Genomic DNA, 23,254 nt, shown 5'->3' with positions numbered 1-23,254 from the left:
TCCCCGGCAACTGGTGTCCGGGCACGAGGGAGGTTCACGACAGTGAGTCGACGTACCAAGGTGGGAGCGGCCGCACTGGTCGCGGTCGCCCTCACGCTTACGGCGTGTGGGGGGCCCGCTAAGAACGACACCGGGCTCAAGGGAACGGACCAGGCCGTCGGTCAGGCGGACATCAACCCGCAGGACGCGTCCAAGGTGAAGGACGGCGGCAACTTCAACTGGCCGATCACCTCGCTGGCGGACAACTGGAACAACTGGCAGCTCGACGGCACGAACGCCGACACGGACGTCATGCTCCGCACGTTCATGCCGAGCCTGTTCACGCAGAAGGCCGACTCGACCATCGAGGTCAACAAGGACTACCTGGAGGACGCGAAGCTCGCGTCGTCCGACCCGCAGGTCCTCGAGTTCAAGATCAACCCGAAGGCCAAGTGGTCGGACGGCACCGCGATCTCGTGGCAGGACTTCGAGTCCATGTGGAAGGCCCTCAACGGCACCAACAAGGCCTACGAGGTGTCGACCACCACGGGCTACGAGGACATCGAGAAGGTCGAGAAGGGCGCGACCGACCAGGACGTCAAGGTGACGTTCAAGAAGAAGTTCGCCGAGTGGAAGGGCATCTTCTCGCCCCTCTACCCGAAGGCGATGTTCGACTCGCCCGAGGTCTTCAACAAGGGCTGGGCCGACCAGCCGCAGACGACCGCCGGCCCGTTCAAGCTGGGCTCGATCGACCGCACCGCGAAGATCGTGACCGTCGTCCGCGACGCCAACTGGTGGGGCGAGAAGCCGAAGCTCGACTCGATCACGTTCCGCCAGGTCGACCGCACCGCCGGCCCTGACGCGTTCGCGAACGGCCAGATCGACTTCTACGACATCGGCTCGAACATCGACTACTTCCAGCGTGCCAAGACCACGCCGGGCGCCGTCATCCGCCAGGCCGTGTCGCCGGACTACTCGCACATCACGTTCAACGGTGCGGACACCTCGATCCTCAAGGACGCCAAGCTCCGCGTCGCGCTGATGAAGGCCATCGACACCAAGACGATCGCCAAGGCGCTGCTCGGCCAGATGCTCAAGGGCGAGCCGCAGGTCGTCGGCAACCACTTCTTCCTGATCGGCTCGAAGGAGTACAAGGACAACTCGGCCGTCGCCGCGTTCGACAAGGAAGCCGCGAAGAAGCAGCTCGACGAGCTGGGCTGGAAGCTCGAGGGTGAGACCCGGAAGAAGGACGGCAAGGAGCTCGTCATCCGGTACATCATCCCGACCCCGAACCCGGTGTCGGACAACATCTCGAAGCTGGTCCAGACGCAGCTGAAGGACGTCGGCGCCAAGGTCGACATCCAGGCCGTGCCGAGCGCCGACTACTTCAAGCAGTACGTGAACGTCGGCAACTTCGACATGACCGGCTTCCGCTGGCTGTCCTCGGCCTCGCCGATCTCGGACAGCAAGGGCATCTACTTCCTCGACCAGGCCAGCACCAACCAGAACTACGGCCGCATCGGTTCCGAGGAGATCAACAAGCTGCTCGAGCAGGCCAACGGTGAGCTCGACGACGCCAAGCGCTTCGAGATCGCCAACGAGGCGGACAAGAAGATCTGGGAGGCGGGCCACCAGCTGCCCCTCTACCAGTCGCCCGGCGCCGTCGCGGTCCGCGACACCGTGGCGAACTTCGGTGCCGTCGCGTACGCGAACCGCCCGTACGACTACATCCACATGGGCTTCATCCAGAAGTGACCCGGCTGTAGGTGCTCGGTTGTAGTAAGACCCGAACGGCCCGGTGGGTCTCCCCGCCGGGCCGTTCGCTTTGCCCGTAGGAGTTTCCTGTGCGCGTCCGCGCTTTGCGTCATGGTCTCGTCGCCACCGGTGTGGTGCTGCTCGTGTGCGGCGTGGTCGCCCTGTTCTCGTGGCTGTCCTACACGGACAAACGCGCGGAGCTGGCGTCGCTGACCTCCCGTGCCATCGCCGACGTCGTGTCCTATTCGGACGGTTACGTGGACGTCCGCTGGCCGTCCGGTTCGGCGCGGGTGGCTTACTCCTCGGGGGACAAGCTGGTCGGCCGGCAGGCGCAGGTCGCCTACGACCCGGTCGACCCGTCGCGGGCGGTGCTGCCGGGGTCGGACCTGCTGGTGGACACGGACCGCGCGCTGGGCGGCGTGACGTTCCCCGCCGCGGTGGCGGTGCTGGTCGTGCTGGCCGGTGCGGTGCGGGTGCTGCTCGCCTCCCGCCGCGGTGCGCCGGAGGCGGCGACCGTGCGGCGGATCCGGGTGCAGTCAGGGCTGATGGTGCGGTCGTGGCTGGAGCTCGACGGGCCTGCCGAGCGGTGGGTGCCCGTGTACTACGACCCGGTGCTCGTGACGCTGCCGTCGCCGTCGGCCGGGGAGCGGCGCGGGCGGGTGTTCCTCCTGGACGGGGTGGCGGTGTACCCGTCGGGGCGGGTGGTGACGCGGCACCCGCGGGGACGGCGCGTGGACAACCCGGTGCGGCCGGACGCCGAGACCGTCGGGGTGCGCGGGGTGTGGGCGCAGCTGCGGGTCGACTCGGTGTTCTTCGCCCCGGCACCGTTCGTCGGGCTGTTCTGGGCCTACCTGGACGACAGCGGGTTCTTCGGGTGGGTCACGGCCACGGTGGTCGCCGGGGCCCTCGGGCTGTGGTGGGGCGCCTTCCGCGGGTCCGACCCGTCGTAGCGCGGCTACTCGCCCGCCTGCTCCGCCGCCCGCTTCCGCCGCTTCCCCTCGTGCATCGCCACGACCCTGGCCACCGGGATCTCGTGCCCCTCGGCCACGAGGTCCGCGGGCAGCTGCTGCGGTGCGGGCATGAGCGACGTCCACGGATCGCCCTCGAACCGGCTGCGGACGGTGAAGTCGGCCGGGGTCACGTCGGCCAGCGACTCCCAGGGCACCGGGAACGAGATCGGCAGGCCCTCGCGCAACCGCGGGCTGTAGGCGGCGACCACCGTGGCGCCCCACGCGCGGGTCGAGTCGAGGAAGACCTTGCCGCCGCGTTCCGCGCGGATGTACGCCGTGGTCGCGAGAGCGGGGTCGAGCTTCTCGGCGCGGGCGGCGAGGGCGCGGGTGGCGGCGGCGACGTCGTCGGGGTCGTGGGGGAGCAGGGGGACGAAGACGTGGACGCCCTTGGCACCGCTCGTCTTCACCAGGCCGGAGAGACCGGCCGCCGCCAGTGCCTCGCGGATCAGGAACGCCGACCGCACGACCACGTCGAAGCCCGCGTCCTCCGGCGGGTCGACGTCGAGGACCAGGTGCGTCTGGTGCTCACCGGCGGACAGCGGGACGTGGTACTCGACGGCCCGCTGGTTGGCGAACCACATCAGCGTCCGCTCGTCGTCGCACAGCGCGTACCGGATCGAGCGGTGGGAGGCCTCCGCCCAGACCGAGGTGGTCTTGACGAACGACGGCGTGTACTTCGGGACGTTCTTCTGCATGAAGGGGTCCTGGCCGCGCAGGACCCGCCACACCGACAGCGGGCGGCCGGCGAGGACCGGGACGAAGCGGTCGGCGACGAAGCCCAGGTAGTCGACGAGGTCGGCCTTGACGGTGCCGCCGAAGAGCGGTTGGTCGAGGCTCGTGAACTTCACGGCGTCACTGCTCATCGGGGACCTCGAGCTCGTCACGGGCTGCCCACTCCAGCAGGGGTTCGATGGACCACACCGCGTCGTCGATGCCGGCGTGCAGGTCACCCAGCTCCGCGAACCGGGCGGGGACGGTGGCGATGGTGAACTCGCGCGGGTCCACGTCGGGGATCTCGTCCCAGCGGACCGGGGTCGAGACCGTGGCCTCCGGGTGGCCGCGGACCGAGTAGGCGCTGGCGATCGTGCGGTCGCGGGTGTTCTGGTTGTAGTCGACGAACACCAGGGACGGGTCGCGGTCCTTGCGCCACCAGGTGGTCTCGACGTCGTCGGGCGCGCGGCGCTCCACCTCGTGCGCGAACGCCAGCGCGGCCTTGCGGACGTCCTGGAAGCCGAAGGACGGCTTGATGCGCACGTAGACGTGCAAGCCCTTCGAACCCGACGTCTTCGGGAAGCCCACCGCGCCCAGCTCGGCGAGCACCTCCTGCACCACCAGGGCGACGCGGCGCACGCGGTCGAACGGGCACGTTGGCCCCGGGTCGAGGTCGATGCGCCACTCGTCGGGCTTCTCCGTGTCGGCCGCGCGGGAGTTCCACGGGTGGAACTCCACTGTGGACATCTGCACGGCCCAGATGACGTCGGCGAGGTGGGAGACGCACAGCTCGTCCGCGTGCCGGTTGTAGCGCGGGAAGTGCACCCGCACCGTGCGGACCCACGGCGGCGCACCGTGCGGAAGGCGCTTCTGGTGCACCTTCTCGCCGGTGACGCCCTCGGGGAAGCGGTGCAGCATGCACGGGCGTTCCCGCAGGGCGCGGACGATGCCGTCGCTGACGGACAGGTAGTACCGCGCGAGGTCCAGCTTCGTCTCCCCGCGTGCGGGGAAGTAGACGCGGTCGGGGTTGGAGATCCGCACGACGCGGTCCTCCACCTCGAGCTCCACAGCCGGGGACTTGCCCATGCCGTTCAACCTAACCGCTCGGAGCGGTTTCTTCAGCGGAACGGCGGGGCGGCTCCTAGGCCTCGGCGTCCGCCTCCAGACGGGCCTTCTCCGCCAGCCGCGCCTCCTCGGCCTTGAACTCGGCGTAGGTGGCGCGCTCGCGCACCAGCCAGTCCGGGTTCTCCTCCTTGATCGCGGTGATCTGCTCGGTGGTCAGCGCCTCGGTGATGCCCGCGCGCACGAGGCCCGACGTCGAGATGCCGAGCTTCTGCGCGATCAGCTGCTTGGGGTGCGGGCCGTTGCGGCGCAGGTCTCGCAGCCACTCCGGCGGGTTCGCCTGCATCTCGTCCAGCTGGTCGCGCGAGACGACGCCAGCCCGGAACTCCTCGGGCGTCGCCTCCAGGTACACGCCGAGCTTCTTGGCGGCGGTGGCGGGCTTCATCGTCTGCTGCGACTTCATGCGCAAAGGGTAACCGGGTCGTTCGGCCACCCGGCGGACCAGGCTACTCTCGGGAGGTGACCGGCTCTTTCACGCTCGCGTACGTCCCAGGTGTGACGCCGGGCAAGTGGGCGCGGGTCTGGCAGGAACGCCTGCCGGAGACCCCGCTGCACCTCGTCCAGGTCCCCGTCGCCGAGGCCGCGGCCAAGGCGCGCGCGAAGGAGGCCGACGCCGTGCTGCTGCGGCTGCCCGGCGACCGCGAGGACCTGCACGCGATCCCGCTCTACACCGAGACCACGGTCGTCGTCGTCCCGAAGGACCACGAGCTCGCGGCCGCCGAGGAGCTGTCCCTGGCCGACCTGCGCGAGCACGTGCTGTGGCAGCCCGCCGACGACACCCTCCGCTGGGACGAGCAGCCGGGACAGGCGCCCGTCGAACGGCCGGAGACCACCGCGGCCGCCGTCGAGCTCGTGGCCGCGGGGGTGGGTCTGCTGGTCGTGCCGCAGTCGCTGGCCCGCCTGCACCACCGCAAGGACCTCAAGCACGTGCCTGTGCACGACGCACCGCAGTCGCGGGTCGCGCTGGCGTGGTTGATCGAGGACGAGAACCCCGAGCTGGTCGAGCACCTGATCGGCATCGTGCGCGGCCGCACGGTCAACAGCACCCGCGGTCCCGCCGCGGAACCGGCCGAGAAGCCGCGCAAGGCGGCGGCCCAGTCGAAGTCGCAGTCCCAGGCGCGGCAGTCCTCCGGGCAGCGCCAGTCCTCCGGGCAGCGGCAGCCGAAGAAGCCGGCCAAGAAGGGCGCGAAGACCCGGCGCCGCTAGGCCCGCGGCGTCCACACCGGACGGTGCGGCGGGCCGGGTGGGCCCGCCACGCGCCGCCGCTACTGGTTCTGCGCCGTGATCTGCTCGCGCAGCCGGTCCTCCTGCTCCCTGAGCTCCTGCGTCATGACCTCCTCGAACGCCTCCGCGCCGTGGATCTGCCGGATCTCGACCGAACCGCCGCGGAACGGCGCCTTCTTCAGCCACTCGACGGCGTCGGTGAGCGTGGGCAGCTCCCAGATCCAGAAGCCGGCGATCAGCTCCTTGGTCTCGGCGAAGGGGCCGTCGACCACGGTCGTCGCGCCCTTCTCGTCGAAGTGGACGCGGACGCCCTTCGCGCTGTCGTAGAGCCCCTCGCCCGCGAGCATCACGCCTGCCTTCACCAGCTCCTCGTTGAAGGCCCCCATCTCGGCGAGCTCGCCGGCGGTGGGCAGGACGCCGCTCTCGGACTCCTCGGACGCCTTGACGATGACCATGAAGCGCATGTCGGTCTCCTCGTGAACTCGGGTGTGCGTGCGTTTCTACCCACGCGTCGATCGGGCGGCGGTGGCTTTCGACAGCACGGACTCCATTGTGACCGGCGTCACAAATTGCGATGCGGGGCTAGGCTGGGCGCATGCGTGACGACGTCGAGTGGATTCTCGAGAACTGCCAGGTCTGGGCGATCGTCGGCCTGTCCGACAACCCGTCCCGCGCCGCCCACGGCGTTGCCCGCTTCCTGCAGCAGCGCGGCAAGAAGATCGTGCCCGTGCACCCGTCGGCCGAGACCGTCCACGGCGAACAGGGCTACGCCTCGCTGAAGGACGTCCCGTTCGAGGTGGACGTCGTAGACGTGTTCCGGCGCTCCGAGGACGCGGGGCAGTTCGCCGACGAAGCCGTCGAGATCGGTGCCAAAGCCGTGTGGTTCCAGCTCGGCGTGGTCGACGACCAGGCGTTCCGGCGCACCAAGGACGCGGGGCTGCGGATGGTCATGGACGTCTGCCCGGCGATCGAGTGGCGCTCGCGCTGACGCCTTGGCTACCCTGCGTTGTAGTCGTCTCCGGCACCTGGGGGTTCGGGGACACTGAGCCTGGGGGGCTTGTTCTGCCATGCGCGTTGACATCGACGTGCTGCAGCCCGCGGATTCTCCGCGCGTTGGCGGCTGCAGTGACGAGTTCGTCCGCCACCTGGCGTCCTCGGACGCCTCGATCCCACCGGTCGTCGTGCACCGGCCCTCGATGAGGGTCGTCGACGGCGTGCACCGGGTCAGGGCGGCGGCACTGCGCGGCTGGAGTTCGGTCGACGTCGAGTACGTCGACGGGACGGTCGAGGACGCGTTCGTCCTGTCCGTCGAGCTGAACCAGGCCACGCTGTCCACCGCCGACCGCGAGGCGGCGGCCCGGCGGGTGCTGCGGTCGCACCCGCAGTGGTCCGACCGCTCGATCGCCGCCGTCACCGGTCTCGCGGCCAAGTCCGTCGGCGTCCTGCGCAGGGCCGTGGGCGGCCAGTCACCGAGCAGGGTCGGTCGCGACGGCAAGGTCCGCCCGGTCAACAGCGCCGCCGGCCGCCGGCTCGCGGGCCAGCTGATCCAGGACCGGCCGGGGGCGTCGTTGCGCGACGTCGCCCGCGCCGCCGGGGTGTCACCGGGGACGGTGCGGGACGTGCGGCGGCGGCTGAGCCAGGGCCTGGACCCGGTGCCCGAACGCATGCGCGCCGCCGAACGGGCCGACGCCGTGGTGCCGCAGGTGCGCACCGAGGTGCGGGCACCGGGCGTGACGCTGCCGATCCTGCGCCGTGACCCGTCGCTGCGGTTCACCGAGCACGGCCGGCTGGTGCTGCGCTGGCTGGAGGCGCACGCCGTGTCGTCGGGGGAGTGGGCCGTGGTGGTGAACGGGGTGCCGTCGCACTGCCGTGAGCTGGTCGCGGACATGGCGCGCAGCTGCGCCGAGGCGTGGACCGAGATGGCCGACGCCCTGGAACGCGAAAACCGCGCCGCTGTGTGACCCCGCGCCGGACGGCTAGCCGGCGAAGAGGAGCTCCGCGATCTCCGCCGCCAGCTCCCGGCCCACCGCGGGACAGGAGCGGGTGAGCAGGTTGCTGAACGCCGTCAGGTCGATGTGCACGGTCGCCGACTGCACCTGCCGCACGTCGTCCAGCAACGCGGTCACGAGCTCGCACGCGTGCTCCAGGTCGCCCGCCGCCGCGTGGGCCAGCGCCCGTCGCAGCCCGAACCGGGTGCGGGCGCGCAACGCCGCCGGGGCGATCAGCGGCAGCTGCAGGTCGAGGATCGCGGCGGCCTCCGCGTGGCGGCCCAGGTCGTGGAACGCCCACGCCGTCGTGATCGCCACCTGGTCGACCAGGCTCGTCGAGCCGTACCGGATCTCGCCGCCCTGCTGCTGCAGCAGCAGGGCGCGTTCCAGCGTCTCCTCACACCGCCGGGCGGCCCCGGCCAGCGCGTAGCCCTGCGCCTCCCGCAGCGCCGCCGCCCGCTGCACCGCCGGTGACCGCGACCGCCCGGCCCGGCGCGCGCGTTCGACCGTGGCGCGCGCGTCACCGCGGTACAGGGCGAACTCGGCGGACCGGACCAGCGCGAAGGCCTCCAGCTCACGGTCACCGCCCTTGATCGCGTACTGCACCGCCTGGCGGGTCAGCTCCGCGGCCGCCGCCTCGTCGCCGTTCTCCTGCTCCATCCACCCCGCGTACTCGGCGTACCGCGCGGCCAGCAGCCACAGGCCCTGGCCCAGACCGGGGTCGCCGGCGGAACGCGCCATCGTGCCCAGCGTGTCGACCTGCGGCCGCAGCCACTGCAGCACCGCCTCGGGGCTGGAGCGGTGACCGAGCATGCGGATGTTGCCGAACATCGCGTCGAACGTCAGCAGCACCGTGTCGTCAGCCGGGATCGGGCGGGCCGGCGCGTCGGCGAGCGCCGTCAACCGGCCGCCGGCGTGCAGGGCGTCCTCGAACACCCGCGCCATCTCCGGCGTCGGGCGGACCTGGCCGTTCTCTATCTTGCTCAGGTAGCTCTTGCTGTAGCGGACCTGTTCGGCGAGTCTGGTCAGCGACAGCCCGCGCTCGGTGCGCAGGCGCCGCACCTCCTGGGCGAACGTGGGCGACACCGGGCTCACCCCCTCCCCGCGCCAGTGTGTCGCGCCGCGCGCCCCACCGAGCCGAATGTCCACGATTTGGCCATTCATTGACGATCAACTGGGCGTATCTGGGACGGTTGGCGATGGTTCCATGTGAGGCATGGCTACGACGTGTCCCGACTCCTCCTCGGCTGGTGTGGTGATGGTCTGGCAGCGCTTGGCGACCAACGTGGTTCACCGTTCGCCGTGGTTCGAAGTCCGCAGCGACGACGTCGTCAGACCTGACGGCGGCCACGGCGTGTACACGCACGTGGTGGCGCCCGCGTCGGTGACGGTGCTGGCGATCCGCGACGACGACCAGGTCGTGCTGACCAGGCAGTGGATCTACACGCACAACGGCACGCAGTGGCGACTACCCGGCGGTGCCGTGGACGAGACCGACGCGGGTCCCGCCGAGGCGGCCGCGCGCGAGCTCGCCGAGGAGACCGGGCTGCACGCCGAGCGGTGGGAACGGCTCGGCCAGATCCACGGCGCGGACAGCCTGAGCAACCACGTCGACCACATCTTCCTGGCCACCGGCCTCACCCAGGGCCAGGCGTCCCTCGAACCCGGCGAGTCCGACCTACGGGTGCGCACGATCCCGTTCCGGCACGCGCTCGAACTGGTCCAGCAGGGCATGCTCCCGCACGCCGGCAGCTCCCACGCGGTGCTCGTGATGGCACTGCGCCGCGCCACCGCGCACTAGGTGTTTCCTGATCCACCAGGAAACAGGAAACCCGTTCTCATCCGATCGGCCCGGTCGCATTCTTGTGGCACGCGAGAACAACAGACCGAAGTCAGTCGAAATGAGAAGGTGAATTAGCGATGAGAGTTCTGTGCTCACTCGCCACCGTGGTGAAGGTGGCCGCGATCTGCCTGCTGGTGGGATTCGTGGCCGGTAGTTTCCTCATCGTCTCGGTGATCTGACCCGACTTCGATCTGCGGTTCTCCCTTGCCGAAACAGGGAGGTGGAAACCGTGGAACCGCATTTCTTCGTTGAGCTCCTGTCCGCTCTGCTGGGCGTCTTCGCCTAGACCGGCGGACGTGGTGCCCACTGCACGCCGTAACCGCGGCCCTGACGGGGGTGTGAGAACTCCACGTCGATCTCACCGATCTCGTCGACGGGCAGCCTCGCGGGCCAGGGCGTCAGGTCGTCGGTGTCGCGGGCCAAGGCCTCGTCGACGCGCCACACCGACTCGGGCAGGTCGTTCCGGTCGAACCGCACCCGCAACCGGAACGACTCGCACATCCGCTCCGGCCAGAACACGTAGGTCGGACGCATCGACTGTCCCCGCGGCACCCTCACCTCCAGTGCGAACTGGTGCGTTTGCCCCGTGTTGAGGGGTCGGGGCAACCGCAGCTTCATGAGGAAGCGCCGCGGGGACGGTCGTTCGTGGCCGATGAGCTCGACCCCGTGCAACACCTCGATGTCCAGGTCGCCCGGCGCGCCCTCGGGGGTCGGGGAGGGGATCGTGATGGACCAGGCGATCTCGTTCACGCCGTCGGTGTCGGCCACGACGGTCCGGCGCTCCGTGCAGGCCGGCGTCGGGCCGTCCAGCTTCAACAGCGCCTCGAACTCCTTGACGTGCCACGACTCGGACGGTGCCGGGGGCGCCGTCGCCGGAGCCGGTTGCAGCGCCACCTCCACGAGGCGCTGCAAACCGGACTCCATCCTCCTGCGCACCGTGCGCGCGCCGCGGTCCTGCTGCCGCGCGAGCCAGTCGATGCGTTCGTTGAGGAACCGGTACTGCGCCTCGTCGTGCAGTCCGAGCGGCGCGAGAACGGCGTTGCGGACCTCCACCGGGAATCCGCGCACCGCGTTCGTCACCCACTCGCGCAGTTTCGTGCGCACGGTCTCCGCGCCGTCCGCCTCCGCGATGCCGCACACCTGGCGCAGCGCAGGACCGACGTGCACGTCGATTCCGGGAGTCTGCACACCGCGCCCGCGGCACAACGTGCGCAGTTCTTCCATCAACTGCTCAGGTGAGACAGACATCCATCCTCCGCGCGGATTTCAGTTCGCCGGACATGTCGGGCCCACCTGCTCCGGCGTTACTGCGGACGCACCCGTCCGGGTGAATGTGGATATCGACGGGCAAAGTGGCCGACCTACACCCTATGACAGATCATCTCCCGCCGAACGACTGATGCCCTGATCTCGTCGATCACGGTAACGTGCTGGTCACGGGCCTGGACTGCACCTCCTGTCCGGGCATCCCTGCCGATGTGGAGGTTCCTTTAGTGCTGCGCACAATTCTCTCCGCCGTATCAGTGTTCGCGCTGATCAGCGGTGCCACGCCCGCGGTCGCCGCACCGGTCGAGGGCGCATATCTGCTCCAGTTCCGCGACACGTTGTCCGACGCGCAACGCGTCCAGCTCAAGGGCCTCGGGGTCCGGCTCGGCGCGTTCGTGCAGGACGGCACCTACGTGGCGCGGATGACGAACACGGCGCGGATCGCCCGGTTGAGCTACGTGCGGGACCTGCGCCCGTTCGAGGCCCGGCCGCAGGTGGCCGCGCTGTCCGGGTCCGCCGCGTACCTGGTGACGCTCGTCGAGCAGAACGCCGACGACCAGAGGGCCGTCGCCGACAAGATCAAGGCGATCGGCGCGCGCGTCGACTCGATCTCGGCGAGCCGCGAGCACATCCTGGCCCACCTGGACGCGGGGCAGGCGGCGCAGGTCGCGAAGCTGCCGGCCGTGCTCGCCGTCGACCCGGTGTCCGCGCCGGAGACCGACATGGCGATCTCCCGAGAGTCGTCCGGTGCCAACTACGTCGAGGCCGCCGGCGGCTACCGCGGCCAGGGCGTGCGCGGCGAGGTGATGGACGGCGGGCTGCGCACCACGCACCAGGAGTTCAAGGCCCGCCCGCCGCTGATGCACACCGGCAACTCGTCGAGCACCTCGCACGGCACGTCGACCTACGGGCAGATCTTCGCCTCCGGCGTCTCGGCCGCGCAGCGCGGCGTGCTGCCGGAGGGCCAGGGCATCTTCGCCGTCTACAACTCCGGTGACCGCTACGCCCACACCGCGCAGCTCGTCGACCCGGCGGGGCAGTACCGGGCGGTGTTCCAGAGCAACAGCTGGGGCGACTCGCTCACCACCGCGTACACGTCGGTCTCGCAGCAGATGGACCGGATCGTGTTCGACCACGACATCCTGATCTGCCAGTCGCAGAGCAACGCCGGCACCCGCAGCTCACGCCCGCAGGCGTGGGCGAAGAACGTGCTGTCGGTCGGCGGCCACTACCACTACAACACCGCCTCGCGCGCCGACGACAAGTGGAACGGCGGCGCGTCGATCGGACCGGCCGCCGACGGCCGCATCAAGCCGGAGCTGTCGAACTTCTACGACCGCATCGACACCACGTCGTCCACCTCGGACACCTCCTACACCACGTCGTTCGGCGGCACGTCCGGCGCCACGCCGATCACCTGCGGCAACGCCGGCCTGCTGTTCCAGATGTGGGCCGACGGCGTGTTCGACGGCGGTCCCGGCAAGGGCCGTGACGTGTTCACCGCGCGCCCGCACGCGGCCACGGCCAAGGCGCTGCTGATCAACACCGCCGACCAGCACGCGTTCTCCGGCACCACGCACGACCAGACCCGCACCCACCAGGGCTGGGGCACCGCGTCCGTGCGCAACCTCTACGACCGCGCGAAGGCCGGCGGCTGGAAGCTGCCGGTGCTGGTCAACGAGACCGACCTGCTCACGACCGGCCAGTCGCGCAAGTACACCGTGACGTCGAACGGCCAGACGCCGCTGCGGGCCACCCTGGCCTACACCGACCCGGCCGGCTCGCCGACCGCGGCCAAGGCCACCGTCAACGACCTCACGCTCAAGGTGACCGCGCCCGACGGCACCGTCTACTACGGCAACAACGGCCTGCTGGCCGGCAACTGGTCGACGCCCGGCGGGTCCGCGAACACCGTCGACACCGTCGAGAACGTGCTCGTCCAGACGCCCGCCGCGGGCACCTGGACGGTCGAGGTGATCGCGACGGCGGTCAACGTCGACGGCCACCGCGAGACGGCCGCAACGGACGCCGACTACGCCCTCGTCGTCTCCTAGAAAGTGCACGCGGGGAGCTTCCGTACTCTCCTAGCGCACGAAAGGCCCCCGCGTGCGACATCACGCAAGCCCCGCGTGCGCCATCACGCAAGGTGCACGCGGGGAGCTTTCGTACTCTCCTAGCGCACGGAAGGCCCCCGCGTGCGACGGCACGCGGGGGCCCCGCGTTCCCTTTTTGGGTCACGCGGGAGTCCCGCGTTCCCCTGGGGGGCACGCGGGGGCCCCGCGTGACACGTCACTCGAAGCGGGACGGGTCGCCGGCGCCGTAGCGGGTGATCTCGGGCTCGCCGTCGGAGAAGTCCACCACCGTGGTGGGCGTGGTGCCGCACTCACCGGAGTCGATCACCGCGTCCACCACGTGGTCGAGCCGTTCCTTGATCTCCCAGCCCTGCACCAGCGGCTCCGCCTCGTCTGGCAGCAGCAGGGTGGACGTCAGCAACGGCTCACCCATCGCCTGCAGCAGCGCCTGCGTCACGATGTGGTCCGGGATGCGCGCACCCACCGTCTTCTTCTTCGGGTGCATCATCCGGCGCGGCACCTCCTTCGTGGCGGGCAGGATGAACGTGTAGCCGCCCGGCGTCGCCGCCTTGACCGCGCGGAACACCGCGTTGTCGACCTGCACGAACTGCCCGAGCTGCGCGAAGTTCTCGCACATCAGGGTGAAGTGGTGCTTGTCGTCGAGCTTGCGGATCGACCGGATCCGGTCGATGCCGTCCTTGTTGCCCAGACGGCAGCCCAGCGCGTAGCAGGAGTCGGTCGGGTACGCGATCAGGCCGTCCTCCTGCAAGATCCGCACGGCCTGGTCGATCGCGCGCTTCTGCGGGTTGTCCGGGTGGACGTCCAGGTACTTCGCCATGGCCGCGCAGTCTAGGCCGATCAAGGTTTGAGCAGCACTTTGACCATGCCGTCGGCCTTCTTCTGGAACGTCTCGTACGCCCGGGGCGCCTCGGCCAGCGGCAGCCGGTGCGTGGCGAAGTCGTCCACGCCCAGCGGGTCGCCGTCGGTCAGCAGTGGCAGGATCTCCGGCACCCAGCGCCACACGTTCGCCTGGCCCATGCGCAGCTGGACCTGCTTGTCGAACATGGTGAGCATGGGCATCGGGTCGGCCATGCCGCCGTAGACGCCGGAGATCGAGATGGTGCCACCGCGCCGCACGATCTCGATGGCGGTGTGCAGCGCCTTGAGCCGGTCCAGGCCCGCCTCGCGCATGAACTTCTGCGCGACCACGTCCGGCAGCAGGCCGGTGAACTGCTGCGCGGCCTTCGCGACCGGTGCGCCGTGCGCCTCCATGCCGACCGCGTCGATCACCGCGTCCGGCCCGCGACCGCCGGTGAGGTCCCTGACCACCTCGGCGATGCGCTTGCCGGCACCCCGCAGGTCGATCGTCTCGACGCCCCTGGCCTTGGCGCGGGCCAGCCGTTCGGGCACCAGGTCGATGCCGATCGCCCGCACGCCCCGGTGCATCGCGACCCGGCACGCCATGTCGCCGATCGGGCCGAGGCCCAGCACCGCGACCGTGCCGCCGTCCCGCACGCCCGCGTACTCGACCGCCTGCCACGCCGTGGGCAGCACGTCCGACAGGTACACGAACCGGTCGTCCGACGGGCCCTCCGGCACCTTGATCGGCAGGCTGTTGCCGAACGGAACCCGCAGGTACTCGGCCTGACCGCCGGGCACCTGGCCGTAGAGCTTCGTGTAGCCGAACAGGGCGGCACCGGACCCGTACTCGCGGACCTGCGTCGTCTCGCACTGCGACTGCAGCCCCTGGTCGCACATGAAGCAGTGGTTGCAGGAGACGTTGAACGGGATCACCACCCGGTCGCCGGGCTTGAGCTCGGTGACCTGGGCGCCCACCTCCTCGACGACGCCCATCGGCTCGTGCCCGAGGATGTCGCCCTCGGTGAGGAACGGCCCCAGCACCTCGTACAGGTGCAGGTCCGACCCGCAGATGCCGCTGGACGTGACCCTGACGATGACGTCCTCTGGTTCCTTGAGCGCCGGGTCGGGAACGTTGTCGACCCGGACGTCGCGTTTGCCGTGCCAAGTGACTGCCTTCATGCCCAGGGCGTTCCCCGGTCGTTCGCATTGATAACCTGGGACGACTCTCTTTCCCCGGTTTTGGAGACCCTCAGCGATGCTCGACCGTGCCGTCGTCGACGCCCTGTTCCCCTCGGACCTGCCCGAGCCGTCCCACTGGGAGGAGCAGTACCCGCCCCGCGGGCTGGCCGAAGGCGCCAAGGTCACCCGGCTGGGGCCGTCGCCGACCGGTTTCCTGCACATCGGCGGCCTGTACGTCGGCATGATCGACCGCGACATCGCCACCCACTCCGGTGGCTCCTACATCGTGCGCGTCGAGGACACCGACCAGGCCCGTGAGGTCGAGGGCGCCGTCGACCAGTTCAACCGGGCGTTCGCCTACTTCGGCGTCCAGCCCGACGAGGCGGACTCCGTCGGCGCCTACGGCCCGTACCACCAGTCGCAGCGCGAGCAGGTCTACCTGACCTACGTGCGCGAACTGCTGCGCCAGGACAAGGCGTACCTCTGCTTCGCCACGAAGGAGGAGCTCGCCGACATCACCGCCCGCCAGCAGGCGACGAAGCTCCCGACCGGCTACTACGGCCGCTGGGCGCTGTGGCGCGACAAGACCGCCGAGGAGGTCCAGGAGGCCCTGGACGCCGGCCGCCCGTACGTCGTCCGCTTCCGCTCGCCGGGCAAGGCGGGGGAGCGCACCTCGTTCGTGGACGCGATCCGCGGTCAGCTGGAGCACGACGCCAACCGCAACGACGTGGTGGTCCTCAAGGCCTCCGACCAGTCGCCGCGCCTGCCCACCTACCACTTCGCGCACGCCGTCGACGACCACCTGATGCGCGTGAACCTGGTGATCCGCGGCGAGGAGTGGATCTCCTCGGTCCCCACCCACCTGCAGCTGTTCGACGCACTGGGCTTCGAGCGCGTCGAGTACGCCCACATCGCGCCGCTGATGAAGCAGCAGGGCGGCTCCCGCCGCAAGCTCTCCAAGCGCAAGGACCCCGAGGCCTCCGTCGAGTACTTCATCGAGGCGGGCTTCCCGGCGCAGGCCGTCCAGTACTACCTGCGCGGACTGGTCAACGCCCGCCTGGCCGAGCTGCCCCTGGCCGAGGCCCTCGAGTCGCCCCTGATGCTGGCCGAGTGCGGCGTCGCCGGCCCGCTGGTCGACCTCGTGAAGCTCGACGACATCTGCGCCGACTACGTCGCGACCCTGTCCGGCGAGGAGATCGTCGAGCGCATCTCGGTGTGGGCGGCCACGTACGACCCCGAGCTGGTCGAGGTGCTGTCGTCGTCGCGCGAGGAGGCACTGGCGGCCCTCCAGGTCGAGCGCGGCCCGGAGGTCTCGAACCCGCGCAAGGACCTCCGCAAGTGGTCCGACTTCCGCTCCGCCTACGGGTTCTTCTTCCCGTCGCTGTTCGAGCTGGTCACCGACCGCACCGACGAGCGCCTCGGCGGCCTGTCCCCGGAGCTGATCTCGGCCTTCGCCGCGGACTTCGCGGACGGCTACGCCGACCTCGAGGACGGGCAGGAGTGGTTCGGCCAGATCCGCGAGCTGGCCGGCAAGCACGGCTTCGCGCCGAACCCCAAGGAGTTCAAGAAGAACCCGGACGCCTACCCCGGCTCCATCAAGGAGGCGGCGCAGCTGGTCCGCGTCGCCCTGACCGGGTCGACCCGCAGCCCCGACCTGCACTCCGTCGCCCGCACGCTGGGCAAGGACGAGGTGCTGCGGCGGGTGCGCGCGCTCGCCGGCTGATCTTCGGCTGACAACGGCCCCCTGTTCCGGAAGGAGCCGGGGGCCGTTCGCTGTCCGGGCGCGCACGTGCACACCCGCCCCACCTCAAAATCCTCGACCAAAATCCCACACGAACGCACAGCCCGGACAGTGGAACCTCGTCCAGGCCCGTTCCGGAACAAAGTCATGAGAGCGTTCCCATTGACGTGGGTGTAACACGGAGTTGAGGATCGGCGGCATGCATTGGAGAAGCACTCTCGCCGCAGTGCTGGGGTTGACGCTCGCCGCCAGCGCGACGTCGGCGGCCACCGCGCAGGAAGCGCAGCACCGGCCGCCGAAGCAGACGGTCATCGGGCAGCCCAAGACCGAGCACGGGTGCGCCCGCATCGAGAAGTCCCTGCCGACGTTGAAGGACTGGCCGAAGGTCGACAGCCAGCTCGACGGTGACCGCAGGGACGAGGCGCGCGTCAAGGCGATCCTCAAGGACATGACGCTGGCCGAGAAGGTCGGCCAGATGACGCAGCCGGAGATCGCCGCGATCACCCCGGCCGACGTCACGACCTACGGGTTCGGCTCTGTCCTGAACGGCGGCGGCAGCTTCCCCGGCGGCAACAAGCGGGCCACGCCGCAGGACTGGCTGAAGCTGGCCGACGCCTACTGGGAGGCGTCGAAGCAGACGCGCACCAAGATCCCCGTCATCTGGGGCATCGACGCGGTGCACGGCAACAACAACGTCTTCGGCACCACGGTCTTCCCGCACAACATCGGTCTCGGTGCCGCGCAGGACCCGTGCCTGGTCCGCGACATCAGCGCGGCCACCGCGGAGCAGATCCGCGCCACCGGCCAGGACTGGGCGTTCGCGCCGACCCTCGCCGTCGTCGAGGACGACCGCTGGGGCCGCACCTACGAGGGCTTCTCCGAGGACCCGCGGATCACCCGCGCCTACGGCTACGAGGCCGTCAAGGGCTTGCAGGACAACGCGAAGAAGCGCATCGGCGAGGACGGCGTGATCGCCACCGCGAAGCACTTCATCGGTGACGGCGGCACGACCGGCGGCAAGGACCAGGGCGTCAACCCGTCCACCGAGCAGAAGATGATCAACGTGCACGGGCAGGGCTACTACGGTGCCCTCGCCGCCGGTGCGCAGACGGTGATGATCTCGTTCAACAGCTGGACGAACGACGTCATCAACGAGGGCAAGGTGCACGGCAGCAAGTACGTGCAGACCGGCATCCTCAAGGAGAAGATGGGCTTCGACGGCCTGCTCGTCTCCGACTGGAACGGCATCGGCCAGGTCACCGGCTGCACCAACGCGAGCTGCGCGCAGGCGATCAACGCCGGCATGGACATCATCATGGTGCCCAACGACTGGAAGGCGTTCATCACCAACACGATCGCGCAGGTCCAGGCCGGCGAGATCCCGATGGCGCGCATCGACGACGCCGTCACCCGCATCCTGCGCGTCAAGCTGCGCGCCGGCACGTTCGACGCCCCCAAGCCCTCGCAGCGCGAGCACGCGGGTGAGCAGAAGGCGTTGCTGCACAAGGAGCTCGCCCGCGAGGCCGTGCGCGAGTCCGCGGTGCTGCTGAAGAACGACAAGCGCGTGCTGCCGTTGTCCAAGCGCAGCAAGGTGCTCGTGGTCGGCAAGAGCGCGGACAACATCTCGAACCAGACGGGCGGCTGGACGCTGTCCTGGCAGGGCACCGGCAACACCAACGCCGACTTCCCCAACGCCACCAGCATCCTCAAGGGCATCCAGGACACCCTGGGCACCGCCAACGTCACGTTCGCCGAGACCGCGGAGGGCGTGGACGCGAGCCAGTTCGACGCCGTCATCGCCGTCATCGGCGAAACCCCGTACGCGGAGGGCGTGGGCGACCTCGGCAAGCGCTCGTTCGAGGCCGCGCGCCTGCACCCGCAGGACATCGCCGTGCTGGACAAGGTCTCCGGCAAGGGCAAGCCGGTCATCACCGTCTACGTCGGCGGCCGAGCACTGTACATGAACAAGGAGATCAACCGCTCCGACGCGTTCGTGGCCGCCTGGCTGCCGGGCACCGAGGGCCAGGGCATCGCGGACCTGCTGATCCGCGGCAAGCACAACGGGTTCAGCGGCAAGCTGTCCTACTCGTGGCCGGCCGAGGCCTGCCCGGCGCTGCCCGGTGAGCCCGCGAAGACGCCGCTGTTCAAGCTCGGCTACGGCCTGCGCGACTGGCAGACCGGCAACGTCGGCAAGCTCGACGAGACCAGCCCCGGCGCCCTGTGCTCCGGCGGTGGCGGCGGCACGGCCACCGAGGACCTGGAGGTCTTCAACCGCACCGACGTCGCGCCCTACCAGTCGATGATCGGGTCGGCGGAGAACTGGGGCGGCACGGTCATCGGCCCCGACGGCCAGGCCGCGCACGCCGAGATCAACGTCGTGCAGTCCGACGTGAACGTCCAGCAGGACGCGCTCAAGACGACGTGGACCGGCACCGGCCCCGCGCAGGTGTACCTGCAGAGCCCGGCCGCAGCCGACCTGCGCGGCTACGGCAACGCCAACGCGGCCGTCCAGTTCGACGTGATCGTGCACCAGGCCCCGGCCAACCGCACGGTCCTCAGCGCGCACTGCGTGTACCCGTGCCTGGCGGAGTTCGACGCCACGCAGGCGTTCCGCAGCCTCCCGATCGGGCAGAAGGCGACCGTCAAGATCCCGGTCTCCTGCTTCTCCGACAAGGGGCTCGACCTGGAGACCGTGAACACGCCGTTCCTCGTCTACACCGACGGCACGTTCCAGGCCTCGTTCGCGAACGTGCGGTGGGTGCCCAAGGCGGGGGCTGATCCGGACGCCTTGCCCTGCACGTAGCTCGTCAGCAGACCGCGGCGCGGCCCTCCCGGGAGCGGGGGAGCCGCGCCGCTGCTGTTCTCAGCGGCGGGCCTCGACCTTCAGCCCACCGGTGGTCACCGCGCGGATGTGCTCACCGGCCAGCAGGTCGTGCGGGTGGCCGAGGTCGATCGCGCTCACGGCGTCCAGCCGGGCCAGCTGGTCGTCGGAGAGGTCGACCGCCAGCGCGTCCAGGTTCGCGAGCAGCTGTTCGGGGGTGCGGGCCCCGACGACGGGTGCGGTCACGCCCGGCTGCCGCAGGTTCCACGCCAGCGCGACCTGCGCGGGCGTGCGGTCCAGCTCCGCGGCGACCTCCCGCACGACATCGGCGATGCCCAGCGCGCGTTCGGTGACCATGCCCAGGGCCGCGTTGAAGCTCCTGCGGGTGCTCTCGGTCGTGTCCGGCGCGGTCAGGTCGGCGCGGCGGTACTTGCCGGTCAGCACCCCGCCGCCCAGCGGCGAGTACGGCGTCACGCCCAGTCCCAGCGCCCGCGCCATCGGGACCAGGTCGCGCTCCGCGGCCCGGTTGAGCAGGCTGTACTCGACCTGCACCGCCACCAGCGGCGACCACCCGCGCAGGTCAGCGACCGCCTGCATGCGCGAGATCTCCCACGCGGGGGTGTTCGACACCGCCACGTACAGCACCTTGCCCTGGCGCACCAGGTCGTCGAGGCCGCGCAGCACCTCCTCGGCCGGTGTCGCGAAGTCCCACACGTGCACGTGCAGCAGGTCGAGGTAGCCGGTCCGCAGCTGCCGCAGGCTGTTCTCCACCGACGCGACCAGGTTCTTGCGGTGCGCGCCACCGGAGTTCGGGTCGCCGGGCCGGCGCAGCGTCGCGTACTTCGTCGCCAGCACCAGGCTCTCGCGGCGGTCCCCGGCGAACTCGCCCAGCAGGCGCTCGGAACCGCCGTAGCCGCTCGCGGTGTCGATGAAGTTGCCGCCGCGCTCGACGTAGGTGTCGAACAGCTTCCGCGCGTCGGCGCGGTCGGCGCCCCAGCCCAGCTCGCTGCCGAACGTGGCCGTGCCCAGCGCCAGCGGGGAGACCCGCAACCCCGAGCGGCCCAGCAGCCGGTAGGTGTCGAGGGTGGTTGCCATCAGGTCCTCCTGTGCTCGTCGTGCGACCAGGGTCGGCCGGCGGCGAGCGGCGGGTAAGGGACGGCGCTTCCTGGGAACAGCCGTCCCACCCGGCGGGTTGGACCAGGGGTGATCAGCACCACCGCGGAGCTGGCCGCGTTCCTGCGGACCCGGCGCGAACGCCTCGACCCCCGCGCCGTCGGCCTGCCCGAACGCCGTTCGCGGCGCACACCCGGTCTGCGCCGCGAGGAGGTCGCCGAGCTGGCCGGGATCAGCGTCGACTACGTCGTGCGCCTGGAACAGGCCCGCGGGCTGCGGCCGTCGGCGGACGTGGTGGAGGCGCTGGCCGGGGCGTTGCGGCTGGCACCGGACGAGCGCGCCTACCTCTACGGCCTGACCCGGCAGCGCCCGCGCGGTACCGCCGAGCCCGCCACCACCGCGGACCCGGCGCTCGCCGCGCTGGTCGCCGACCTCGCACCGCGCCCGGCCATGGTCCTCAACCACCGCTACGACGTCCTGGCCTGGAACGACGCGATGGCGCGGCTGTTCCTCGACTTCGGCACGCTGCCGCCAGCCAGGCGGAACGCGATCCTGGTGTGCCTGGTGGACCCGCGGATGCGCACGCTCTACGCCGACCGCGACCAGGTCGTGCGGGACGGGGTCGCGCACCTGCGCACGGCGTGGGCCGCGCACCCCGACGACCGGGTGCTGGGCGCGCTCATCGCCGAGCGCGTGGCCGGGGACGAGCAGTTCGCCCGGCTCTGGGCCTCGGGCGAGGTCAGGGTCAACGCCCGCGGGCACAAGGTGCTGCACCACCCGGACGCCGGCGTCATCACCACCCGGTTCGAGACGCTGCGGCCGGTGCAGGACCCCGGCCAGCTGGTGGTGGTGCACCGCGCCGCGGACGCCACGAGCCAGTCCGCTCTGGACGCCCTGACGGCCTAGCTGTCGAGGTCGACCGGCTCGCCCCGGATCGCGGTGACCGCACCGCCGGTCTGCGCGGCGAGCCAGACCTCGAAGCCGTCCGGGTCCTTCGTCAGCACGGTGAAGGTGACGTCGTGGCCGTACTCGGTGTCGGCGACGTGGTACCCGGCCGCGCGCAACGCGTTCTCCAGCTTCCCGGCCTGGTCGTGCGGAACGGCCAGAAGCACGCTCTCGTGCCGTTCGCGGGTCAGCGTGCCCAGTGCGTCGACCGCCTCGGATACGGCTCGTCCGTACGCACGGACCAAACCACCCGCGCCCAGCTTGATGCCGCCGTAGTAGCGGGTGACGACGACGGCGGTGTCGACCAGGTCGCGCCGGGTCAGCACCTCCAGCATCGGCACACCGGCCGTGCCCGCGGGTTCGCCGTCGTCGGAGGACCGCTGGGTGTCGGCGGTGCGGAACGCCGTGCAGTTGTGCGTGGCCTGCCAGTGCTCCTTGCGGACGCGGGCGAAGAACTCGGACGCCTCCTGGTCGGAGGTGACGCGGGCGATGTGGCACAGGAACCGCGACCGCCCGATCTCGATCTCGTGCGTGCCGTTCCGCCTGATCACCTTCACGGCTCGATCATCCGCCGCCGCTCCGCCTCCCCGAACAGCGCGTCCAGCTCCGCGGGCGGCACCTCCTCCAGCTGCTCGAACGTGCAGTCCCGCGGCTCCTTGTCGGGGCGGAACCGCACCAGCCGCGCCGTGTGCCGGAACCGGCCGCCCTGCACGTGCTCGTAGCGCACCTCGGCCACCCGCACCGGGTCGAGCAGCACGACCTGGAGCTGCTTGTCGGGGTTCCAGCGGCTGTTCATGCCGGGACCCTCGTACGTCGCCCACGCGCTCCACGGGTGCTCCGCGGGGTCGAGCAGGGGCGCCAGCTCCTCGACCAGCTCCCGCCGCCGGGCCGCGGTGAAGCTGCTGGCCACGCCCACGTTGTGCAGCTCGCCGTCCCGGTAGAGGCCGAGGACCAGCGACCCGACGGTCTCGCCGTCCTTGTGCAGCCGGTAGCCCGCGACCACGCAGTCGGCCGTGCGCTCGTGCTTGACCTTGAACATCACCCGCTTGTCGGGTTCGTAGACCCCGTCCAGCGCCTTCACCACCACACCGTCGAAGCCGGCGCCCTCGAAGCGGGTGAACCAGTCCTGCGCCACCACCGGGTCCGTTGTGGACGGTGTCAGGTAGGCACCGGGCACCTCGCGGACGGCGTCCTCCAGCATCGCGCGGCGCTCGGCCAGCGGGAGACCGGTCACGTCGGTGTCGCCGAGGGCCAGCAGGTCGAACGCCACGAAGCTCGCCGGCGTCTCCGCGGCGAGCTTGCGGACGCGGGACGCGGCGGGGTGCAGGCGCAGCTGCAGCGTGTCGAAGCTCAGGCCGTCCGGGGTGACCAGCACGATCTCGCCGTCGACCACGCACCGCGGCGGCAGCGCGTCCCGCAGCAGCTCCACGACCTCGGGGAAGTAGCGGGTCAGCGGCTTGTCGTTGCGCGAGCCCAGCTCGACCTCGTCGCCGTCGCGGAACACGATGCAGCGGAAGCCGTCCCACTTCGGCTCGTAGTGCAGGCCGTCCCCGCGCGGCAGCTCGGGCACGGACTTCGCGAGCATCGGCTTCACCGGAGGCATCACGGGCAGGTCCACCTCCGG

21 protein-coding genes are annotated in these 23,254 nt (G+C 70.5%); 10 read left to right on the top strand and 11 right to left on the bottom strand.

The window, feature by feature from the left end:
* Nucleotides 1-42: 42 nt before the first annotated feature.
* Both ACZ7CD_RS17255 and ACZ7CD_RS17250 read left to right on the top strand, forming a co-directional pair.
* Nucleotides 43-1,734, top strand: a complete 1,692-nt coding sequence (locus tag ACZ7CD_RS17255) for an ABC transporter family substrate-binding protein (protein ID WP_360398699.1) — start codon at nt 43-45, stop codon at nt 1,732-1,734.
* An 89-nt stretch (nt 1,735-1,823) separates the two neighbouring features.
* Nucleotides 1,824-2,684, top strand: a complete 861-nt coding sequence (locus ACZ7CD_RS17250) for a hypothetical protein (RefSeq protein ID WP_470379217.1) — start codon at nt 1,824-1,826, stop codon at nt 2,682-2,684.
* A gap of 5 nt (nt 2,685-2,689) precedes the next feature.
* Here the strand turns inward: ACZ7CD_RS17250 and ACZ7CD_RS17245 are convergent, their stop codons facing one another.
* Genes ACZ7CD_RS17245 through ACZ7CD_RS17235 form a run of 3 tightly spaced genes read right to left on the bottom strand, consistent with a single transcriptional unit; the run spans nt 2,690 to nt 4,962 of the window.
* Entirely contained in the window at nt 2,690-3,607 is a 918-nt protein-coding gene (locus ACZ7CD_RS17245; protein ID WP_360398695.1) for a DNA polymerase domain-containing protein, read from the bottom strand.
* Nucleotides 3,597-4,541 (bottom strand): non-homologous end-joining DNA ligase, encoded by a 945-nt coding sequence (gene ligD / locus ACZ7CD_RS17240; protein WP_470379216.1) that lies wholly within the window; start codon nt 4,539-4,541, stop codon nt 3,597-3,599. The genes ACZ7CD_RS17245 and ligD overlap by 11 nt, the downstream gene beginning before the upstream one ends.
* A gap of 55 nt (nt 4,542-4,596) precedes the next feature.
* On the bottom strand, nt 4,597-4,962 hold the full coding sequence (locus tag ACZ7CD_RS17235; RefSeq protein ID WP_360398876.1) for a DUF5997 family protein: 366 nt from the start codon (nt 4,960-4,962) through the stop codon (nt 4,597-4,599).
* Nucleotides 4,963-5,036: 74 nt separating this feature from the next.
* On the opposite strand from ACZ7CD_RS17235, the gene ACZ7CD_RS17230 reads away from it, so the two are divergent.
* Nucleotides 5,037-5,783, top strand: coding sequence for a LysR substrate-binding domain-containing protein (locus ACZ7CD_RS17230; RefSeq protein WP_458433435.1), 747 nt, complete (start codon nt 5,037-5,039; stop codon nt 5,781-5,783).
* 59 nt (nt 5,784-5,842) lie between these two features.
* Here ACZ7CD_RS17230 and ACZ7CD_RS17225 read toward each other — a convergent pair whose 3' ends face one another.
* On the bottom strand, nt 5,843-6,265 hold the full coding sequence (locus ACZ7CD_RS17225; RefSeq protein ID WP_360398689.1) for a YciI family protein: 423 nt from the start codon (nt 6,263-6,265) through the stop codon (nt 5,843-5,845).
* Between the two features lie 131 nt (nt 6,266-6,396).
* Here ACZ7CD_RS17225 and ACZ7CD_RS17220 point away from each other — a divergent pair, with 131 nt between their 5' ends.
* Together ACZ7CD_RS17220 and ACZ7CD_RS17215 are read left to right on the top strand one after the other, a co-directional pair.
* A complete protein-coding gene (locus ACZ7CD_RS17220; protein ID WP_470368667.1) occupies nt 6,397-6,789 on the top strand; it encodes a CoA-binding protein in 393 nt (130 codons plus the stop codon).
* 79 nt (nt 6,790-6,868) lie between these two features.
* Nucleotides 6,869-7,762 carry a ParB/RepB/Spo0J family partition protein gene (locus ACZ7CD_RS17215; protein WP_458433432.1) on the top strand — a complete coding sequence of 298 codons (894 nt, stop codon included), beginning with the start codon at nt 6,869-6,871 and terminating at the stop codon, nt 7,760-7,762.
* Between the two features lie 15 nt (nt 7,763-7,777).
* On the opposite strand, the gene ACZ7CD_RS17210 is transcribed toward ACZ7CD_RS17215, so the two are convergent.
* Nucleotides 7,778-8,875 carry a helix-turn-helix domain-containing protein gene (locus ACZ7CD_RS17210; RefSeq protein ID WP_360398683.1) on the bottom strand — a complete coding sequence of 366 codons (1,098 nt, stop codon included), beginning with the start codon at nt 8,873-8,875 and terminating at the stop codon, nt 7,778-7,780.
* Nucleotides 8,876-9,005: 130 nt separating this feature from the next.
* Between ACZ7CD_RS17210 and ACZ7CD_RS17205 the strand changes: the two genes are divergently transcribed.
* Complete coding sequence (locus ACZ7CD_RS17205) at nt 9,006-9,590, top strand: NUDIX hydrolase (RefSeq protein WP_360398681.1); 585 nt, start codon at nt 9,006-9,008, stop codon at nt 9,588-9,590.
* Between the two features lie 324 nt (nt 9,591-9,914).
* Here ACZ7CD_RS17205 and ACZ7CD_RS17200 read toward each other — a convergent pair whose 3' ends face one another.
* The gene (locus ACZ7CD_RS17200; protein ID WP_360398679.1) at nt 9,915-10,880 is read right to left on the bottom strand and encodes a hypothetical protein; all 966 of its coding nucleotides are present in this window, start codon (nt 10,878-10,880) and stop codon (nt 9,915-9,917) included.
* Nucleotides 10,881-11,125: 245 nt separating this feature from the next.
* Here ACZ7CD_RS17200 and ACZ7CD_RS17195 point away from each other — a divergent pair, with 245 nt between their 5' ends.
* Complete coding sequence (locus ACZ7CD_RS17195; protein ID WP_470379215.1) at nt 11,126-12,952, top strand: S8 family serine peptidase; 1,827 nt, start codon at nt 11,126-11,128, stop codon at nt 12,950-12,952.
* Nucleotides 12,953-13,187: 235 nt separating this feature from the next.
* Here the strand turns inward: ACZ7CD_RS17195 and ACZ7CD_RS17190 are convergent, their stop codons facing one another.
* On the bottom strand, nt 13,188-13,808 hold the full coding sequence (locus ACZ7CD_RS17190; protein WP_458433427.1) for an L-threonylcarbamoyladenylate synthase: 621 nt from the start codon (nt 13,806-13,808) through the stop codon (nt 13,188-13,190).
* 20 nt (nt 13,809-13,828) lie between these two features.
* On the bottom strand, nt 13,829-15,010 hold the full coding sequence (locus tag ACZ7CD_RS17185) for a zinc-dependent alcohol dehydrogenase (RefSeq protein ID WP_360398673.1): 1,182 nt from the start codon (nt 15,008-15,010) through the stop codon (nt 13,829-13,831).
* A gap of 76 nt (nt 15,011-15,086) precedes the next feature.
* Between ACZ7CD_RS17185 and ACZ7CD_RS17180 the strand changes: the two genes are divergently transcribed.
* Together ACZ7CD_RS17180 and ACZ7CD_RS17175 are read left to right on the top strand one after the other, a co-directional pair.
* Nucleotides 15,087-16,733, top strand: coding sequence for a glutamate--tRNA ligase (locus tag ACZ7CD_RS17180; RefSeq protein WP_470379214.1), 1,647 nt, complete (start codon nt 15,087-15,089; stop codon nt 16,731-16,733).
* 247 nt (nt 16,734-16,980) lie between these two features.
* The gene (locus tag ACZ7CD_RS17175) at nt 16,981-19,554 is read left to right on the top strand and encodes a glycoside hydrolase family 3 protein (protein ID WP_470379290.1); all 2,574 of its coding nucleotides are present in this window, start codon (nt 16,981-16,983) and stop codon (nt 19,552-19,554) included.
* Nucleotides 19,555-19,614: 60 nt separating this feature from the next.
* Here the strand turns inward: ACZ7CD_RS17175 and ACZ7CD_RS17170 are convergent, their stop codons facing one another.
* The gene (locus tag ACZ7CD_RS17170) at nt 19,615-20,667 is read right to left on the bottom strand and encodes an aldo/keto reductase (RefSeq protein WP_470379213.1); all 1,053 of its coding nucleotides are present in this window, start codon (nt 20,665-20,667) and stop codon (nt 19,615-19,617) included.
* 108 nt (nt 20,668-20,775) lie between these two features.
* Here ACZ7CD_RS17170 and ACZ7CD_RS17165 point away from each other — a divergent pair, with 108 nt between their 5' ends.
* The gene (locus ACZ7CD_RS17165) at nt 20,776-21,591 is read left to right on the top strand and encodes a helix-turn-helix transcriptional regulator (protein WP_470379212.1); all 816 of its coding nucleotides are present in this window, start codon (nt 20,776-20,778) and stop codon (nt 21,589-21,591) included.
* On the opposite strand, the gene ACZ7CD_RS17160 is transcribed toward ACZ7CD_RS17165, so the two are convergent.
* Nucleotides 21,588-22,187: a YigZ family protein gene (locus tag ACZ7CD_RS17160; RefSeq protein ID WP_360398665.1), complete on the bottom strand. Its 600-nt coding sequence runs from the start codon at nt 22,185-22,187 to the stop codon at nt 21,588-21,590. The two genes, ACZ7CD_RS17165 and ACZ7CD_RS17160, sit on opposite strands and share 4 nt — an antisense overlap.
* Nucleotides 22,184-23,248 (bottom strand): ATP-dependent DNA ligase, encoded by a 1,065-nt coding sequence (locus ACZ7CD_RS17155; protein ID WP_470379211.1) that lies wholly within the window; start codon nt 23,246-23,248, stop codon nt 22,184-22,186. The genes ACZ7CD_RS17160 and ACZ7CD_RS17155 overlap by 4 nt, the downstream gene beginning before the upstream one ends.
* Between the last annotated feature and the right edge of the window lie 6 nt (nt 23,249-23,254).

The sequence above is a fragment of the Lentzea sp. NPDC036949 genome (assembly GCF_055608075.1).
Note: the sequence above shows the minus strand (reverse complement) of the source record. Positions and strands in the feature narration are given on the sequence as shown.